Source organism: Nesterenkonia sandarakina, from assembly GCF_003003175.1.
GTDB lineage: Bacteria > Actinomycetota > Actinomycetes > Actinomycetales > Micrococcaceae > Nesterenkonia > Nesterenkonia sandarakina_A.
Genome location: NZ_PVTY01000014.1, coordinates 1 through 16,118 on the forward strand (window position 1 = coordinate 1; position 16,118 = coordinate 16,118).

17 protein-coding genes and 1 pseudogene are annotated in these 16,118 nt (G+C 68.3%); 9 read left to right on the plus strand and 9 right to left on the minus strand.

Annotation, left to right across the window (positions count from 1 at the left end):
• Positions 1 to 273: pseudogene (locus BCL67_RS11525) on the plus strand (IS110 family transposase); the annotation flags it as partial.
• A gap of 423 nt (positions 274 to 696) precedes the next feature.
• Entirely contained in the window at positions 697 to 999 is a 303-nt protein-coding gene (locus tag BCL67_RS11530; RefSeq protein ID WP_106123584.1) for a histone-like nucleoid-structuring protein Lsr2, read from the plus strand.
• A 109-nt stretch (positions 1,000 to 1,108) separates the two neighbouring features.
• Here BCL67_RS11530 and BCL67_RS11535 read toward each other — a convergent pair whose 3' ends face one another.
• Positions 1,109 to 4,135, minus strand: coding sequence for an FAD-binding and (Fe-S)-binding domain-containing protein (locus BCL67_RS11535; protein WP_258175005.1), 3,027 nt, complete (start codon positions 4,133 to 4,135; stop codon positions 1,109 to 1,111).
• Between the two features lie 237 nt (positions 4,136 to 4,372).
• Positions 4,373 to 4,579 (minus strand): hypothetical protein, encoded by a 207-nt coding sequence (locus BCL67_RS11540; protein ID WP_106123586.1) that lies wholly within the window; start codon positions 4,577 to 4,579, stop codon positions 4,373 to 4,375.
• Between the two features lie 89 nt (positions 4,580 to 4,668).
• Here BCL67_RS11540 and BCL67_RS11545 point away from each other — a divergent pair, with 89 nt between their 5' ends.
• From BCL67_RS11545 to BCL67_RS11560, 4 genes are all read left to right on the plus strand, one after another.
• Positions 4,669 to 4,944 carry a hypothetical protein gene (locus BCL67_RS11545; RefSeq protein WP_106123587.1) on the plus strand — a complete coding sequence of 92 codons (276 nt, stop codon included), beginning with the start codon at positions 4,669 to 4,671 and terminating at the stop codon, positions 4,942 to 4,944.
• Positions 4,945 to 5,017: 73 nt separating this feature from the next.
• Positions 5,018 to 5,332, plus strand: a complete 315-nt coding sequence (locus tag BCL67_RS11550; protein ID WP_106123588.1) for a hypothetical protein — start codon at positions 5,018 to 5,020, stop codon at positions 5,330 to 5,332.
• The gene (locus tag BCL67_RS11555; protein WP_106123589.1) at positions 5,298 to 6,668 is read left to right on the plus strand and encodes an AMP-binding protein; all 1,371 of its coding nucleotides are present in this window, start codon (positions 5,298 to 5,300) and stop codon (positions 6,666 to 6,668) included. The genes BCL67_RS11550 and BCL67_RS11555 overlap by 35 nt, the downstream gene beginning before the upstream one ends.
• A 117-nt stretch (positions 6,669 to 6,785) precedes the next feature.
• Positions 6,786 to 7,661, plus strand: a complete 876-nt coding sequence (locus BCL67_RS11560; RefSeq protein WP_106123590.1) for a 1,4-dihydroxy-2-naphthoate polyprenyltransferase — start codon at positions 6,786 to 6,788, stop codon at positions 7,659 to 7,661.
• Between the two features lie 61 nt (positions 7,662 to 7,722).
• On the opposite strand, the gene BCL67_RS11565 is transcribed toward BCL67_RS11560, so the two are convergent.
• Complete coding sequence (locus BCL67_RS11565) at positions 7,723 to 8,274, minus strand: PLD nuclease N-terminal domain-containing protein (protein ID WP_258175006.1); 552 nt, start codon at positions 8,272 to 8,274, stop codon at positions 7,723 to 7,725.
• A 61-nt stretch (positions 8,275 to 8,335) separates the two neighbouring features.
• Here BCL67_RS11565 and BCL67_RS11570 point away from each other — a divergent pair, with 61 nt between their 5' ends.
• On the plus strand, positions 8,336 to 8,680 hold the full coding sequence (locus tag BCL67_RS11570; RefSeq protein ID WP_146131145.1) for a DUF4229 domain-containing protein: 345 nt from the start codon (positions 8,336 to 8,338) through the stop codon (positions 8,678 to 8,680).
• Positions 8,681 to 8,713: 33 nt separating this feature from the next.
• Here BCL67_RS11570 and ccsB read toward each other — a convergent pair whose 3' ends face one another.
• The 5 genes from ccsB to BCL67_RS11595 form a co-directional block, all read right to left on the minus strand.
• Complete coding sequence (gene ccsB / locus BCL67_RS11575; RefSeq protein WP_106123593.1) at positions 8,714 to 9,763, minus strand: c-type cytochrome biogenesis protein CcsB; 1,050 nt, start codon at positions 9,761 to 9,763, stop codon at positions 8,714 to 8,716.
• The gene (gene resB, locus BCL67_RS11580; protein ID WP_374955647.1) at positions 9,763 to 11,445 is read right to left on the minus strand and encodes a cytochrome c biogenesis protein ResB; all 1,683 of its coding nucleotides are present in this window, start codon (positions 11,443 to 11,445) and stop codon (positions 9,763 to 9,765) included. The genes ccsB and resB overlap by 1 nt, the downstream gene beginning before the upstream one ends.
• The gene (locus BCL67_RS11585; RefSeq protein ID WP_106123663.1) at positions 11,445 to 12,227 is read right to left on the minus strand and encodes a cytochrome c biogenesis CcdA family protein; all 783 of its coding nucleotides are present in this window, start codon (positions 12,225 to 12,227) and stop codon (positions 11,445 to 11,447) included. Before BCL67_RS11585 ends, resB begins: the two co-directional genes overlap by 1 nt.
• Positions 12,228 to 12,235: 8 nt before the next feature.
• Positions 12,236 to 12,943: a TlpA family protein disulfide reductase gene (locus BCL67_RS11590; protein WP_106123594.1), complete on the minus strand. Its 708-nt coding sequence runs from the start codon at positions 12,941 to 12,943 to the stop codon at positions 12,236 to 12,238.
• Positions 12,944 to 13,136: 193 nt separating this feature from the next.
• Positions 13,137 to 13,838, minus strand: a complete 702-nt coding sequence (locus BCL67_RS11595) for a histidine phosphatase family protein (RefSeq protein ID WP_106123595.1) — start codon at positions 13,836 to 13,838, stop codon at positions 13,137 to 13,139.
• 183 nt (positions 13,839 to 14,021) lie between these two features.
• Between BCL67_RS11595 and BCL67_RS11600 the strand changes: the two genes are divergently transcribed.
• Positions 14,022 to 15,035: a TrbC/VirB2 family protein gene (locus tag BCL67_RS11600; protein WP_106123596.1), complete on the plus strand. Its 1,014-nt coding sequence runs from the start codon at positions 14,022 to 14,024 to the stop codon at positions 15,033 to 15,035.
• Here BCL67_RS11600 and purN read toward each other — a convergent pair.
• Positions 15,022 to 15,600: a phosphoribosylglycinamide formyltransferase gene (gene purN / locus BCL67_RS11605; protein WP_106123597.1), complete on the minus strand. Its 579-nt coding sequence runs from the start codon at positions 15,598 to 15,600 to the stop codon at positions 15,022 to 15,024. The two genes, BCL67_RS11600 and purN, sit on opposite strands and share 14 nt — an antisense overlap.
• A gap of 74 nt (positions 15,601 to 15,674) precedes the next feature.
• Between purN and BCL67_RS11610 the strand changes: the two genes are divergently transcribed.
• Positions 15,675 to 16,100 (plus strand): hypothetical protein, encoded by a 426-nt coding sequence (locus BCL67_RS11610; RefSeq protein ID WP_146131146.1) that lies wholly within the window; start codon positions 15,675 to 15,677, stop codon positions 16,098 to 16,100.
• The last annotated feature ends 18 nt before the right edge of the window (positions 16,101 to 16,118 follow it).

Consider the following 16,118-nt stretch of genomic DNA (forward strand, 5'->3'; position numbering starts at 1 on the left):
CGTTCCGGGACTTCCATTCGTGGGGAGTTTGCCAACCGCGGTGGCAACAAGCGGCTGAAATCGAGCCTGTATAACTCAGCGTTCGCTGCCCTGCAGCACCCGCCCTCGAGGGCGTACTACGACCGGAAGATCTCCGAGGGCAAGCGGCATAAGCAGGCCATCATCGCCCTGGCCCGCCGCCGGCTGGACACTCTCTACGCGATGCTGCGCGACGGGACCCTCTACCAAGACCCCGCCGCCCCGATCGCAACTGAGCACTCCCTGGCCGCTTGACGAAAACCATAGAGGCACCCCCCGCCAGCGATGATCACGGCCGAGGACAACAACTGAAGAACCCCGGAGACGACGGCACGTCGCAATCTCGACCAGGGTTTTGCATGCGTGCGAGTCACCCCCTTGGGGCCTTTTAGGTTCGAGTGATCTCCCCGTTCCCCCGTGGAACCAAAGTCGGTTCTGCGCCCCATTCCGGCCCCACCTGACCGAAGGTCCAGCCGAGCCTTCTGCTGTTCTTGGTCGCAGATCTGCTCACTCGGCTATCAGGAAATTGAATTAATTCTGGATGAGCTTGAACGCTGGCCATATTCCTCGAGTAACCACTATTGGTCAGACCTTCTGCATGACTGTTGCGTGCAGAACTCGAGACGAGAGATGAGGCAAATCCTGCCTCCTCCTCGATGAAGCAGCAAGGGGTTGGATATGGCTCAGCGGGTGGAAGTCGTGCTCGTCGATGATCTTGACGGCAGCGAAGCGAAAGAGACCGTGTCTTTCGGTCTAGATGCGCGGTATTACGAGATTGACCTGAGCGAAGAGCACATCAAGGAGCTCCGTGAGACGCTCAGGCAGTACATCCGCAAGGGGCGGGTCACTGCCCCTCCATCGCCGCAGAATGAGGCTCAGCAGGTTCGAGAGTGGGCGATGAACAACGGATACCAGGTCGCCTCGAGGGGCCGGCTGCATCGAGACGTCGTTGATGCGTATCGCAACGCCAAGAAGCGCTAGGCGCCCACGACCGGGTCGCTGGGTGGAGCCTGCACCGAGGCACGCAGGCTCCACCCAGCTTCCATGGAGTCGTCATTCCAGCCGATGAACCGAACGCGGCGCGGCCCGGTCAGAGCGGAGCCCGCGTGGACCTGGCGTCACGTTCCCGCGAGTTCAACAGCTCGGCGAGGTGCATGGCGGGGACGTCGGCAAGGTCATCGAGCTGGATCCGGCAGGACATCCCGTCCGCGAGCACCACGGTGTCCCCGCCACGCTGCCGCTGGTCACGCACGGCCGGCATCAGGTAGGTCTCGGCCACCGCGACGGACGTCTCGTAGTGACCCTTCTCCACTCCGAAGTTCCCGGCGAGTCCGCAGCATCCGGCGACCTTGGTCACTGTGGCGCCGGCGCTCTCCAGCAGCATCCGGTCGGGCTCCCACCCGATGATCGCGGACTGGTGGCAGTGCGGCTGAGCGACGACGTCGACCCCGCTCAGGTCCGGCAGCCGCACCCGACCCTCGCGCTCCAGACGAGTCAGCAGCTCGGCGAAGCTGAGCACCCCCGCGGCCACGATTCTCGCTTCCTCGGTGTCGGAGAGCTCGAGCGCGTCGCTGCGCAGCGTGGCCAGGCAGCTGGGCTCCAGTCCGATCACCGGCACCCCTGAGCTGACATAGGGGGCGAGCACCTCGACGGCCTGGGTGATCCGTCGCCGGGCCTGGTCCAGCTGGCCGGTCGAGATCCACGGCAGCCCGCAGCACCCCTCCTTCTGGATCAGCCGCACGTCAAGCCCCTGCGACTGCAGGTATTCGATTGCGGCCAGCCCGGACTCAGGGAAGAAGTGGTTGGTGAACGAATCCGCCCAGACCCATACATCGGGCTGTCCGGCCCCGGTGGCGCGGGTTGCACTGGTCGCACGGCTGGCTCCGGGGACGTGGGTAGCACTCCGCGGCCTCGCCGAGCTGCCGGTGGCGTCGAGGGGGCTCAGCTGCTGCGCTGCGCGTCGCAGCGTGCGGCGCGCGAACCTCGGCACCGACCGGCGCTGATCGATGCCGGCGACCCATTTCGCCGCCGCGGCGAGCGGGGTCAGCTGCATCATCAGGTTCGCCAGCGGCGCCACGGGGGCGGCGAGCTTCGCCCAGACCGGGAGCCGCCCCAGGACGTAGTGGCTGCGCGGCCGCAGCCGGCGCCGCGGGAGGCCCTCGGCGTCGCGGTCGTACTTCTGGTGCAGCGCCTCGGCCTTATATGCGGCCATGTCCACCCCGGCGGGGCAGTCCGAGGCGCAGCCCTTGCAGGACAGGCACAGATCCAAGGCTTCGTGCACCGCAGGGTCGCTCAGCCCATGCACCAGCGTGCCGTCCATGGCTTCCTGGAGGATGCGGGCCCTCCCCCGGGTGGAGTCCTTCTCCTGGGTGGTCGCCAGGTAGGACGGGCACATGACCCCGGTCGTCCTCGGCGCCACACAGCGTCCGACGCCGGAGCACCGGTGCACGGCGGCACCATAGTCGCCGGCGTCGTGCGCCATCAGGAGTCCGGGCCAGGGCAGCGTCTGCTTCGGCCGGGTCGGCCGGATGTCCTCGGTGTTGACCCGCGCGCCGGTGCCGCCGGGCTGACCGGCGCGGGCGCCCTCGAGCTGCGGACCGATGATGATCCCGGGATTCAGCAGGTTCTGCGGGTCGCAGATCCGCTTGGCCTGCGCGAAGAGGTCGAGGGAGGTCTCGTCGTACATGAAGGGCAGCAGCTCGGAGCGCACCCGGCCGTCGCCGTGCTCGCCGGAGAGCGATCCGCCGTAGACCGCCAGGCGTTCGGCACAGGCCAGCATGAAGTCCCGGAACACCCCGGTGCTGGATGGGTCTCCATGTTTGAAGGGGAAGTCGATCCGGCAATGGATGCAGCCGTCGCCGAAGTGGCCATAGGGGTAGCCCTGCAGGCCGAACTCCTTCAGCAGGGACTCGAAGTCGCGCATCCAGGCGCCGAGGTGCTTCGGCGGCACAGCCGAGTCCTCCCACCCGGAGTGCGCCGGAGTCTGCAGGCTTATCCCGGCCAGCCCGGCTCCGTCCTCTCTGATCTTCCACAGCGCGGCGGCCTCGGCGGAGCTCTCGATGAATCGGGTGTCCACTGCGGAGGAAGCCGTCTTGACCCGCTCGATGACCGCGTCCGCCGCGTCTCCGGCGGCCTCCACGAACAACCAGCTCTGACCCTCGGGGAGCTGCGGGACCGGCTTGCCGGCCGAGCGGACCAGGGCCACCAGCCGGGAGTCCATTCCTTCGCACGCGATGAGGCTGTTGGGGCCGAATTCACCGTGCGCCGCGTCGAGGATGTGCGGGACGGCGTCCGCGGCCTCACTGACCGTGTCGTATCCGAGCACCAGCAGGAGCCTGCGGGGGTCGTCCACGACGAGGCGGACCTCGGCTTCGAGCACGGTGGCCAGCGTGCCCTCGCTGCCCACCAGGAAACGCTCGATGCGTCCGCGGTTCTCCGGCAGCAGGTGCTCGAAGCTGTAGCCCGAGACCTGGCGGCTGAACTGACCGAATCGGGTCCGGACATGGGCCAGGTCGCCCTGGGCGAGTCCAAGCAGCTGCCTCGCCGTCGCACCCTGTGCGGCGCCGCTGCGGGAGTCGAAGCTGCCGACCTCCCCGTTGCCGAAGAGCACGGTGGCCGCCTCGACGTTGTCCGCCGTGCGTCCGTAGCCCAGGGCGCGGGAGCCGCAGGCGTTGTTGCCGATCATTCCGCCGATGGTGCACCGCGAGTGGGTCGACGGGTCCGGTCCGAAGCGCAGCCCGTGAGGCGCCGCCGCCCGCTGCAGGTCCGCGTGCACCACGCCTGGTTCCACCGTGGCGGTCCGGGCGTCCACGTCGATGGCGATGATCCGCTTCAGATCCCGAGTGTCGACGACGATCCCCTCGCCCACGGCGTTGCCGGCGATCGAGGTGCCGGCCCCGCGCATCGTGACCGGAACGGCCGAGAATCGGGAGACCGCATGCACCGCGTGGAGCTCGTCGACGTGCTGCGGGCGCACGACCACCTCCGGCACCACCCGGTAGAGGCTCGCGTCGGAGGAGTACATGCCTCTGGCAAGCACAGAGGAATCGACCTGGGAGACGCCCGCGCGGAGCAGCTCCTGCACCAGGTCCTGAGCGGCGTCGGTCGTCAGCGTCACTGCGTCCCCTTCCGTCCCACGAATCATCCGGCGCGCATCGACAAGGCAGTTGCCCGTTTCAACCGGGTACCTGCATTGTGTCCGACGAATCCGCCACCGTCACCCCCTGAGGAGAACTTGCTGTGAAGTCGGCAGGCCATGGCGCCTGAAGGGGCCTGCCGCGCCTTCCGGTGATTCCCCTGGCCTGTCCGGCCCCTGCGTGGTTCGATACAGCATGACTCTCACCACGGGACGCGTCTATGCGGTCACGGGCACGCTGCTGACCCTCACCGGGATGGTCTGCGGCTTCACGATGTTCCTGAAGCCCTGGCGATCCTGCCCGGAGATCGATGACGGCTCCGCGGGCTGCCCGGGAACGTCTGCGGAGGCGGCGCTGCTCGCAGGTGCATTCGTCGTCTTCGCCGTCGGGACGGCGGTTCTCCTGATCGCACTGAAAAGCAGCACCGCTCTATTCGATATTCATGACGCCCCGATTAAACCCAACCGAATAACAATGGGTAGCGGCAGTCTATTGCAATCATTAGACTCCGCCAATGGGAGAGACCAGCAAGAAATTCTGGACGGCCGCGGTGCTCGTGCTCGGGATGACCGGATTCACCCTGAGCATCCTGGGCGCAGATGACCAGACGGTGACCACCTTCGCCGTGGTCGCCGCACTTCTGGGCATCATGGTCGGCGCGCGGAGCAGGTTCGACAAGCCCGCAGCTCAGCCGCTGGCCAGCGAGAATGCCGCTCATCTGGAGGATCGCCGCAGCGAGGTCACCGCGGGAGACCCCTATGGCCGCTGGTGGCGCCAGGGCCGAGGCTAGTCCTCCCGCCCTGGGCACACCCTCGAGAACCTGCCACTGCCGGGCTGAGGAGCTCAGTTGCTAATCTTGGCGCATGCCTTGGATCGCGTGGGTCGCCATTATCGCCATCATTGTGTTCGGCCTCACCCAGATCGTGAGCATGGCCACCGGAAGGCCCCTGCCCTGGGGCTCGGATTCGGAGGAAGAGATCGAGGCGCTGCGCAAACGGCTGAAGAAGCTGGAGAAGCGGGGCAACCCCGAGCTCGAGGGCCCGACGATCCCCACCAAGTCCGAGGAGAACATGTCTGCCGAAGACCGGTGGCGCCTGGACATGCTCGAGGCCCGTCTCGAGGAGCTGGAGAAGCGCAGACGGGATGAGCAGGACACGAAGGACGACGGCGGCAGCTGAGGTGCCAGAGACCACCTCCCCGACCGACACCTGGGTCCCCGCGGCACTCTCCGCGCTCCACACCGTCCTGGGCCCGGCCCCGGACCCCGCGGCGAACCCACGCACCTCCGCCGAGCGAACCTCCGACGCTGCGGCCCCGCTGGAATTTCATCCAGCCGACGCCACCGGCATTCCCACCTGGACCTCCCGGCACGAGGTCCCTGCGGAGACCGCGGCAGTGATCGTGCGCACCTCCGGCTCCACCGGCACTCCGAAGCAGACCCTGCTGCCCGCCGCGGCCATCCACGCCTCGGTGGCCGCCACCGCGCAGGCGCTGGGTGGGCACGGTCAATGGCTGCTCACCCTGCAGCCCAGCTACGTGGCGGGCCTCGCCGTGCTCGCGCGGAGCCTCGGCGCCGGCACGACTCCGGTGCCCCTGCTGCACCACGCCACCGACCCCCGGACCTTCACCGAGGCCGCGCAGCGGCTCACCGCAGACCGCCGCTTCGTCTCCCTGGTGCCCACCCAGCTGCAGCGGCTTCTGGACCACGTTCCGCAGGATCAGGCCCTGAAGGCGGCCCTCGCGCGGTTCGACGCGATCCTTCTGGGCGGCGGCGCCTCCTCTGGCGAGCTGCTGGACCTCGCGGCGGCCCATGGGCTGCAGGTGGTGCGCACCTACGGGATGAGCGAGACCTGCGGCGGCTGCGTCTATGACGGACGACCGCTGCCGGGCGTGCGCCTGGAGACCGTGAGCACCGATGGCGGATCCTCCGGGCGGGTACGGATCACCGGACCGATGGTCGCCCGCGGATACCTCAACGATCCGGACCTGACCGCCGCGCACTTCAGCCAAGATCCCGACTCTGGGGAGCGACGCTTCCTGACCGATGATCTCGGTGAGGTCCAGACCGACGCCGGGGGCCAGCTGCTGGGCATCGCCGGTCGTGCCGATGACGTGATCAACACCGGAGGTGTCAAGGTCTCCGCCGAGAGCGTCCGCTCCGTTCTGCTGGACCACCCGCAGGTCAGGGACGCCTTCGTGGGCCCGGTCCCGGACCCGGAATGGGGACAGAAGGTCTGTGCCGCCGTCGTGCTCACCACGGCGACCGATCCCGGTCGCCGCGGGCAGACATCGGGCGCGGACCCCGACCAACCGGGCGCAGCCGCGGAGGAACCCGATGCCGAAGGAATCGAGCGGGAGCTGCAACGGCTGGTCCGTGGCTCGCTGGGCCGCGCAGCTGCGCCCAAGCGCCTGCTGATTCTCCCCGAGCTCCCGGCGCTGACCAGCGGAAAGCCTGATCGTCAGCGGCTGTTGCAGCTGCTCGGGGCTCCGGTGCCGCCGAGCGGCCAGTCCTAGAGCCTGCCACCGGGCAGGGTGAAGCTGGTGCACCCTGCCCGACACGGGGCCGCTCAAGATGAAATACCGACATACTCACGCATGACGCGTAAGAAGACAGTAACGAGAGGACACGACGTGGCAACTGTGAAGGAATGGGTCGCTGGTGCGCGACCCCGGACCCTGCCGCTGGCTGTGGCCCCGGTGATCATCGGCGCTGCCGCGGCATATGCGCTTGAGCGCTTCGACCTGCTGATCGCCCTGCTCGCGCTTGTCGTGGCGCTGGCCCTGCAGGTCGGGGTGAACTACGCCAATGACTACTCCGACGGCATCCGAGGCACCGACGACGTGCGGGTGGGTCCGATGCGGCTGACCGGGTCCAAGGCGGCGAAGCCTCGGCAGGTCAAGGATGCCGCCTTCGTCAGCTTCGGGCTCGCCTCACTGGCCGGGCTGATCATCGTGATCCTCACCGGCATGTGGTGGATGCTCGCCGTCGGCGCGGCCTGCGTGCTCGCCGCCTGGTGGTACACCGGAGGATCCAAGCCCTACGGCTACCGCGGCCTGGGCGAGATCATGGTCTTCGTCTTCTTCGGGCTGGTGGCCACGCTCGGCACCACCTGGGCCATGGCGGCCGAGCTCAGCACAGGTGCAGGCATCGGCGCGGTGGGCTCGGGACTGATCGCGTCCGCGCTGCTGATGGCGAACAACGTGCGCGACATCCCCACCGACCGCGAGGCGGGGAAGGTGACGCTGGCGGTCCGGCTCGGTGAACGCCGTGCCCGGTTCAGCTATGTGGCGATGGTGGGCGTCGCCCTGGTGCTGCCGCTGGCGCTGCTGGTGCACAGCTGGTGGTTCCTGCTGGTCCTGCTGGCCTGGCCGCTGGCCCTGGGACCGGCGCGGATCATGCTCTCCCCCGAGAAGAAGGGCCCCGCGCTGATCAAGGTGCTGCAGCTGACCAGCCTGATCGGCCTGGCCTTCGCACTGACCTATTCGGCGGCGCTGATCCTCAGCTGATCCCGTTGATCCTCAGGTGACTCTCGGGAAGTCCCGGGGCGGGCCGTCTGGTGCGACCGGCTCAGCTCCGAGGTGCCGGCGCAGCGCCGTCGTCGTCGTCATCTGAGGACTTCTTATGGGTCTCCCCGGCGTCCTCCCCTGCGGGCCGGCCGTTGCTCGGCGAGCCACCCTTGGGCTCGACGGGGTCGGCGTCCTGCGCCGCGGAGTCACCGGAGACCGCCGCGTCGGCGGCGTCGCCGAGCTCCTTCTCCCGTTCGTCCCGGGTGCGGGCATCGAGCTCGCGCTCCTTGCGGCGTGCCTCGGCGTCGCGCTGGCGCTGTTCCTCCGCGCGCTGCCGCTGGCGGCGCTGGATCTCGACCTGACGCAGGAAATCGGGGTCATCATCGGGTGAGCGGGGCCGGCGCGAGGCTGCGGCGCCCTTCTTCGGGGCGCGGACACGTCCAAAGCCCAGCCAGAGGCTGGCGCCGATGATCGGCAGCAGCACGATCACCGCGATCCATGCCACCTTCGGCATCACGCGGATCCGATGGCGCGGGGTCTGCAGGCATTCGACCAGGCTGTAGATCAACAGCCCCAGCCCCACGATTCCCAAGCCGATAATGATCCTCAACATCCCTCCAGCGTAGTTGATTCGTCAGCTCGGATTCACCAGCGGGCAGACCTACACTGGGGGCATGTCTGTGCTGAAATACTCGTTGCTCCGCCTGGGTGCCTTCTTCATCGTGTTCGCCGCCTGCCTGATGCTCGATCTGGGCCAATACACGATCTTCTTCGCGCTGATCGTGGGCCTGATCGTGTCCTGGGCGATGGGCTACCTGTTCTTCAATCGGCTGCGCCTCGAGGCCGGCCAGGAGCTCGCCCGGCGCTTCCGCGGAGACCGCAGGCTGGGCAGCTCGGAGCTCGACGACAACGCGGCAGAAGACGCCCTCGCCGAGGACTTCCACCTCACCCAGGAGCAGCTTCGCGCGCAGCAGCGCGGCGCCGAGGGCAGCGGACCGCAGACCGAGTCCCCCCGCTAGCCGGGCGGCCCGCTCACGGCCGGCCGCAGGAGCCTACTCCGGCAGACCTGCGTAGGAGTGCAGTCCGGGGAAGTAGATGTTGACCACGGCGTAGTTGAAGATGATGCAGCCGTAGCCGATGATCGAGAGCCAGGCGGCGCGGTTGCCGGTCCAGCCGCGGGTGGCGCGGGCGTGGAGGTAGCCGGCGTAGACGACCCAGATCACGAAGGTCCAGACCTCCTTGACGTCCCAGCCCCAGTACCGGCCCCAGGTCTCTTCGGCCCAGATCGCGCCGGTGATCAGCGGGCCGAGGGTCCAGAACACGAAGCCGACGGCGTTCATCCGGTAGGCCCAGTTCTCTAGCGAGGTCGCCGAGGGCGCCAGCCGCAGGAACTGCCAGCCGCTGCGCCGGGTGGTCTCCCCGGCTGCCTGGGAGAGCTCGCGCCGGTGCTGGATCAGCTGCAGCACGTTCATCGCGAAGGTCAGTGTGAACAGCGAGATCGCCAGCACGGCGAGCGAGACGTGGATCGCGATCCAGGGGCTCTGCAGGGCAGGCTGGACGTGGGCCACCGGGGTCGGGAACCCCATGGTAGCGGCGGCCATCATTGTGACCACGAGACCGAGCGCGAAGGTGCCCAGGAACCGGACGTCCTTGCGGGTGAGCACCAGCAGGTAGACCGCGGCGACCACCAGCGCACTGGTGGTCAGGAATTCGTACATGTTCGCCCAGGGCACCCGGTTCGCGGCGATCCCTCGGGCCGCCACGGCGAAGGTGTGCGCGGCGACGCCCAGCACTGTTAGTGCGACCGCGACATTCGCGAATGGGCGCCGGGTTCCCAGGTAGGCCATCTCCTCGTCGACCAGCTCCTCCGCCGGGGCGGCCTCAGGCTCTCCTGTCCCGGGGTTGTCTGCAGGCGCGCCGTAGCTTACCAGCGTGCGTTCTGCGGCGTTCTCCGCGGCCAGCTCAGCCTCCACCCTGCGGATGGTCGCCGAGCTGCGGATCATGTCGACCGCGAAGAGCATGAAGGCGCCGGTGTAGATGAACCCGGCGATGAGCATGAACAGTTCGCTGTACTGTGCCAGCTCCATATTGATGGATTGCATCAGGATTCCTTTTCTGGGGCGCGCACCGGCCACTTCTTCTCGAACTGGGTGCGAAGGGCTATGTTCTCATCTCGGATCTTGAAGTCTTCTCCGCGGGAAAGCAGGCCGTAGCGTACCAGGGTGCGTCCGGCCGGTGTGGTCTCCACGGTGACCCAGGCGCGACGACGGCGCAGGAAGAGCGAGAGCACCAGACCGCCGAGTGCGGTCAGGGCGAAGATCAGCACTCCCTGCTGCGCCGGGTTGTAGTGGATGTCGATGGCGATGTAGTCCTTGACCCCGTCGAAACTGATCGAGCCCATGCCTTCGGGCAGGTCGTAGGTCTCGCCTGGGGAGAGCACGATGCCGCCGGCGTCGAGCTCTCGGGAGTTCAGCGTCTCGAGGGATTCGGTGTCGAGCACGTAGACGTTCTGGGCGAGCCCGTCGTCGAGTCCGAGGTCGCCGTAGTAGGAGTTCAGCTGCAGCTCCGGGTTGCCCAGCTCGGGGTCCACCGAGACGGCCAGACCGTCGCCGGCGTCCTGGGAGGTGGGCAGGAACAGGCCCACGAAGCCGAGCTGCTCGGGTGAGGCGTCGGGCGCCTTGATCACCGCCATGGAGGTATAGACACCGTCATCTGGACGAGTGATTACGGGTCCGGAGAAGGCGACCTCGCCGTCGCCGTCGCGCACCGTGACCTCCGGGGCGTAGCCGTTGCCGACGAGGAAGACCCGTGCGCCGTCCATGGTCAGCGGCTGGTTGACCTTCAGCTCCTCGGTCTGCGGCTCCCCGTCGGCGCCGAGCCGGGTGGTGACGTCAGCGGTGAAGTCCAGGGCCTGGCCGAAGTGGGTGGTCGACTCCCGGTCGAAGACCCGCTCGAAGGCGTCCAGGCTGACAGAGAAGGGCTGCATCTGGTCCTCGTTGAAGTACGCCCCGGGGTAGAAGTTGTCATAGGCGACCAGGGCGTTGACGAAGCTCTCGTCCTCGACCAGGATCTTCTGTCCGCGGTAGCTGAACATCGAGCCCAGCGCCACGCAGATCAGCACCCCGACCAGGGAGATGTGGAAGAGCAGGTTGCCGGTCTCCTTGAGGTAGCCGCGCTCGGCTCCCACGGAGGTCTCCCGGACCTCGACCCGGTAGCGCCGGGCCTTCAGGATCGCCGCGGCGTCTTGCAGCGCCGTCTCCGCGTCGGGCCCGTCCTGGGCGTCGCCGGCGGAGGAGGACTGCAGCTCCAGGGCGCCGGATTCCGGCAGCCGCTCGAGTCGGCGCGGGGTGCGCGGCGGGGCGGAGGTGATCTGCTGCCAGTGCTTCTTCGCGCGCGGCAGGATGCAGCCGATCAGCGAGATGAAGAGCAGCAGGTAGATCGCGGAGAACCAGATGGAGGAGTAGACGTCGAAGAACTGCAGGAAGTCCAGCACCTCGCCGGCTCCGGGGTTGTCCTCGATCCAGGTGGCCACCGCGAAGGAGTCCTGGACGCGCTGCGGGAAGATCGATCCGGGCACGGCGGCCACGGCCAGCAGAAGCAGCAGCATCAGCGCGGTGCGCATGGAGGTCAGCTGGGTCCAGGCCCAGCGCAGCATGCCCTTGACGCCCAGCGCCGGGGTGGCGACCTCGGGCTTGCCGCCGGCAGTGCGCGGGTCGTTCTCGGCGGCTTCGGGTGCGTCACGGTGCCCGGCCGGCATATAGGTGTTCTCGCGTTTTTCGGCCATCAGATGGGCAGCCTCACTTCATTGGCGAACCAGTCCTGCAGAGCATAGACCCAGATGTTCCAGACCCCGGAGAGCATCAGCAGTCCGACGACGATCAGCACCGCACCGCCGAAGCGCATCACGGCGACCTTATGCCGCGTGAAGAAGGCCAAGGTGATCATCCCGCGCTTGAGTCCCAGGCTGATCAGGATGAACGGGATGCCGAGTCCCAGGCAGTAGATGAACATCAGGAAGACCCCGCGGCCCGGGTCTCCGCCCATCGGGGTGGCCAGGGCGAGCACGGCGGCCAGCGTCGGGCCGATGCACGGCGCCCAGCCGATGCCGAAGGTCGCGCCCAGCAGCGGCGCACCGAGCAGACCGTCGGGCGGACGGCGCTCGATCTTGCGTTCGCGCTGGAAGAAGGTGAAGGCGCCCATGAAGACCAGACCCATCACGACCACGACGCCGCCCAGCACCTGGGTCAGCCAGCCCCCCTCCACGCGGAGCCAGACCATGGCCTGGGTGAAGACCACTCCGATGAGCACGAAGACCACGGAGAAGCCCAGCACGAAGAGCGAGGCGCCGAGGACCATCCGGGAGCGGCGCCGCTCGTGCAGCTCCACGCCGGAGAGTCCGGTGACGTAGCCCAGGTAGCCGGGCACCAGCGGCAGCACACAGGGTGAGAGGAAGGAGACCAGCCCGGCGAGCAGCGCCACCGGGGCGGAGATCAGCAGCGAGCCGTCGAAGACGATCTCGGCGAAGCGGTTGTCGGCGACGCCTGCCAGCGGCGCCGCGAGGACCATCGTGTCCATCACCGCTTTGCTGGCTCCGCGGCGGGAGCGCCGAGGCCCGAGGCTGACGCGGCGTCGTCGTCCGTGTCCGAGCCTGCCTCCGAGGCGGCGGCATCCTCGTCCAGGGCGGTGTTGATCAGGGCGCGCAGGGTGCCGGGCTCGGCGATCCCCAGGATCCGCGCGGAGACCCGACCCTGCTTGTCCAGCACCAGCGTGGTGGGCACGGCGGAGGGCGGGACGTAATCGGTCATGGCGAGCATCACCTCACCGCTGCGGTCCTCCATGGAGGGGTACTCGATCCCGAAGGTGCGCTCGAAGGCCTCGGCGGTGGGCTGGGTGTCGCGGGTGTTGACCCCATAGAACTGCACGCCCTCCCCCTCGAACTCAGCGTGGAGGTCGGCAAGGTCGGGTGCCTCCACACGACAGGGGGCGCAGGCGGCGTACCAGAAGTTGATCACGGTGACCTCGCCCTCCCAGCGCTCGGGACCCACCGCGGATCCGTCGAAGAGCGTGGATTCGAACTGCACCGGCTCGCCGCGCTCCTCGGCGGCCAGCTCCTGGACCGATCCGTCGCCGGCGACGTAGTTGGTGCCGTCGTTCTGCGCACGCTGACTCAGCTCATCGTTGGCGGAGCTGCATCCGGTGAGCGCGAGGGCAGAGGCCAGGCCCACCGCTGCCAGGGCGCGGAGGCGGGATGTCCGGGAGGTTCGCTTGTCGAAGACGGTCATGCGCTGCGGTGTCCAGATCTGAAGAGGGAGTAAGGGTCAGCCGAGCACCAATTCTACAGTCCGTAGAAGTGCTGCCGGAGCCAGAAGTCACACAACGGCTGCTGCGGGACCTGACGGCGGCTGAGCGGCCACAGGAGACCTCGCGGGCTCGAGCCGAGAACAGGCGTGGAACAAGGGGTGGCCAGGTGCCGGGTCAGGCGCCGGGAAGGTTGGTGGCGACCTTGAGGAGCTCGTGGTTGGGCTCGGCGTAGCTCACCGATTCCACGCCCTCGGGCCCGATGTGCAGAGAGGTCACCGAGGTCAGTGAACACTCGCGGTCGCGCGGGTCGTGGAAGAGCGGGCGGCCCTCGGCCCAGAGCCGGGTCACCCAGATCGGCAGCTGGTGGGAGACGACGACGACCTCGGCGCCGTCGCCGTGGGTGGCGAGGGCCTCGTCGGAGAGGTCCTTCACCGCGGCGAGCACCCGGGCGACCTGGGACTTGTACGGCTCGCCCCAGGAGGGGCGCATCGGGTTGATCAGCAGCGGCCACCGGCGGGGGTTCTTCAGCTGCCGCTTCACATCGGAGAGGCCCTCGAATGCATTCTCGGCCTCGAGCACCCGATTCTCCTCGGTGACCGGCAGTCCCAGGCGGGCGGAGATCGGAGCCGCGGTCTCCTGCGCGCGCTGCAGCGGGGAGGCGGCCAGCATGTGCACCGGCCGGCCCGCCTCGGTGCGCTCCTGGAAGTAGTCGGCGACGCCGACGGCCATCTGCTGGCCCAGCTCGGAGAGTCCGAATCCGGGCAGCCGTCCATAGAGCACCCGCTGTGGATTGTGGACCTCGCCGTGGCGCACCAGGTGCACGGTGGAGCCTGCCTGCGGCGCGCTGAGTCGATCCGTGATGTCCCGAGGTTTCATGGGGCACAGTCTTGCAGAGATCTGCGCGGCGGCCCCACTCTCTGTGCGGACTCCTTGCGCCGAAGCAGGGTGGGGCGCGAACGTGCACGCCGATACAGTAGTGCTGAGATCGGACCGTGGCAGCGCTGCGGGTCTTGGAGGCGCTCCGTGTGCCGAGAGGGCCCATGCGCAGAGGAGGGACACATGAGCAGCACACCCGAAGAGAACCGCTCCCCGGAGCAGCCCCGATGGGGGCAGCGCCGGCCAGAGGGCTCGGCCCCGAATCAGCAGCCCGGGCAGGAGACGCCGCAGGACCCGTCGCCGGGCTACGGCCGCTCGGCCAGCTATGGCGAGTCTGCCGGCTATGGACAGCCTCCCAGCTCCAGCCAGCCGTATGGCTCTGGTCAGCCCCATGGCTCAGGACAGGGATACGGCTCCAGCCAGGGATACGGCCAGCAGCCGCGCCAGGGCCAGCACGGTGGCGGCCAGTACGGCTACGGGACGCCGCAGGGCCAGGTGCAGGGCCACGCGCCGTCCGGCTACGGGCAGCAGGGCGGCTACGCACCAGGCGCTGCCCCGACCCAGAAGCCGAAACGACCGATGACGTTGATCCTGGCCATGGTGCTGATGCTGCTCGCCGGCGCCGCGGCGCTCACGCTGAGCATCCTGAGCTTCGGCAGCTTCGCCTCGGTCGACCCGCAGGACGTCGATCCGTTCTGGACCGAGGTGGCAGCGGAGTCCCAGGCGCAGCAGCCCCCGGGCGCTGAGGAGCTCTCGGTCCAGGAGCTGATGCTCGGACTCGGGGTCTTGGTGCTGTTGGGCGGGATCATCCTGGCGGCGCTCTACGCGGTCTTCGCCTTCGTGGGCACCATGACCGGCAATGTCGGGCGGATCCTGGCCACCATCTTCCTGGCAGGCAGCGTGTTCATGATCTTCTTCGGCGTCGAGAACCTGATCGTGACCGGGCTGAGCCTCGCCGCGATCGTGGCGCTCTGGCTGCCCGCCAGCAACACCTATGTGCGCGATCGCAAGGCCTGGAAGGAGCTCTCCCGATCCGGGAACCCCTACGGCGGCAGCCCCTATCAGGGTCCAGGGCAGTCAGGCCCGCAGGGCTGGGCGCAGAAGCAGAGCCCCTACCACTCGGGTCCCTACCAGTCAGGTCAGCCGCAGAATCCGTACCCGTCGGACAACCCCTACGGCGGATCTAGCCCACGCTGATCGCGCCGGAGCTGATGCCTGCGAGCGTGTTCACCAGCAGGCGACGCTCCTCAACCTTGATCCGCTCATGCAGCGAGTCCTGATCGTCGTCCTCGCGGACGCGCACGGCCTCCTGGGCGAGGATCGGACCGGTGTCCACCCCCGCGTCGACCTGGTGCACCGTGCAGCCGCTGATCTTGACCCCATGGGCCAGAGCGTCGCGCACCGCGTGGGCGCCGGGGAAGCTCGGCAGCAGCGCCGGGTGCGTGTTGATGATCGCCGCACCCACGTGCTCGAGGAACTCGACCCCCAGGATCCGCATGAATCCGCTGGAGACCACCAGGTCCGGGGCGTGGGCGCGCACCGCGTCGGCCAGCGCGAGGTTCCACGCCGAGCGGTCCCCGCCCTTGACCAGGGGCACCGCGAAGGTCGGGATCCCCGCCGCGGTCGCCCGCGCGATTCCGCCGCAGTCGGGGACGTCGGAGCCCACCGCGGCGATCTCCAGGTCCAGCTCACCGCCCTGCACAGCATCGATGACGGCTTGGAGATTCGTCCCCGAACCGGAGACCAGGACCACTGTTCGCATGACCGCCAGCCTACTGCGGGTTCTGCGACTCAGCAGTCCCGGCCCGGGGAGGCGCCCCGATAGGGTGGTGGACCATGAGCATGTCATCACCAGGCCGCAGCCGCGCCACTGACCTCGATGAGTCGACGTTCCGCTTCTACGGTCGGTTCACCGGATGGCTCGTGCTGGCGCTGCTGCTGAGCTATCTGGGTCTGCAGCTGCCGCTTCCCTGGAGGCTGCTCGCCCTGGTGGCGGGTCTTCTCGGCGTCGTCGGCGCAGTGATCCTGCTGGTCCAGTGCTTCCGCAAGAAGCTCCCGGTGATGATGCACATCAGCGCGATCGCGGCGCTGCTGTGCTGCGGGATCTTCACCTTCACCGCCACCTCGCAGGCGATCTTCTGGCAGGCCACGGTCGACTTCGAAGAATGCCGCGCCAGTGCGCTGACCGAGCGCTCGATGGACCGGTGCCTGCTCGACTACGAGGACGGCATGATGAGCTCGATCCCCGGGCTCGGACGCTGAGGCGTCGCCAGCCCCGGT

Excerpts from the sequence above, each read along its gene's own strand:
- BCL67_RS11530 (WP_106123584.1), top strand. The coding sequence starts at position 697 with ATGGCTCAGCGGGTGGAAGTCGTGCTCGTCGATGATCTTGACGGCAGC.
- BCL67_RS11545 (WP_106123587.1), top strand. The coding sequence starts at position 4,669 with ATGGGAGAGACCAGCAAGAAATTCTGGACGGCCGCGGTGCTCGTGCTC.
- BCL67_RS11550 (WP_106123588.1), top strand. The coding sequence starts at position 5,018 with ATGCCTTGGATCGCGTGGGTCGCCATTATCGCCATCATTGTGTTCGGC.
- BCL67_RS11555 (WP_106123589.1), top strand. The coding sequence starts at position 5,298 with ATGAGCAGGACACGAAGGACGACGGCGGCAGCTGAGGTGCCAGAGACC.
- BCL67_RS11565 (WP_258175006.1), bottom strand. The coding sequence starts at position 8,274 with ATGTTGAGGATCATTATCGGCTTGGGAATCGTGGGGCTGGGGCTGTTG.
- BCL67_RS11570 (WP_146131145.1), top strand. The coding sequence starts at position 8,336 with ATGTCTGTGCTGAAATACTCGTTGCTCCGCCTGGGTGCCTTCTTCATC.
- ccsB (WP_106123593.1), bottom strand. The coding sequence starts at position 9,763 with ATGCAATCCATCAATATGGAGCTGGCACAGTACAGCGAACTGTTCATG.
- resB (WP_374955647.1), bottom strand. The coding sequence starts at position 11,445 with ATGGCCGAAAAACGCGAGAACACCTATATGCCGGCCGGGCACCGTGAC.
- BCL67_RS11585 (WP_106123663.1), bottom strand. The coding sequence starts at position 12,227 with ATGGTCCTCGCGGCGCCGCTGGCAGGCGTCGCCGACAACCGCTTCGCC.
- BCL67_RS11590 (WP_106123594.1), bottom strand. The coding sequence starts at position 12,943 with ATGACCGTCTTCGACAAGCGAACCTCCCGGACATCCCGCCTCCGCGCC.
- BCL67_RS11595 (WP_106123595.1), bottom strand. The coding sequence starts at position 13,838 with ATGAAACCTCGGGACATCACGGATCGACTCAGCGCGCCGCAGGCAGGC.
- BCL67_RS11600 (WP_106123596.1), top strand. The coding sequence starts at position 14,022 with ATGAGCAGCACACCCGAAGAGAACCGCTCCCCGGAGCAGCCCCGATGG.
- purN (WP_106123597.1), bottom strand. The coding sequence starts at position 15,600 with ATGCGAACAGTGGTCCTGGTCTCCGGTTCGGGGACGAATCTCCAAGCC.
- BCL67_RS11610 (WP_146131146.1), top strand. The coding sequence starts at position 15,675 with ATGAGCATGTCATCACCAGGCCGCAGCCGCGCCACTGACCTCGATGAG.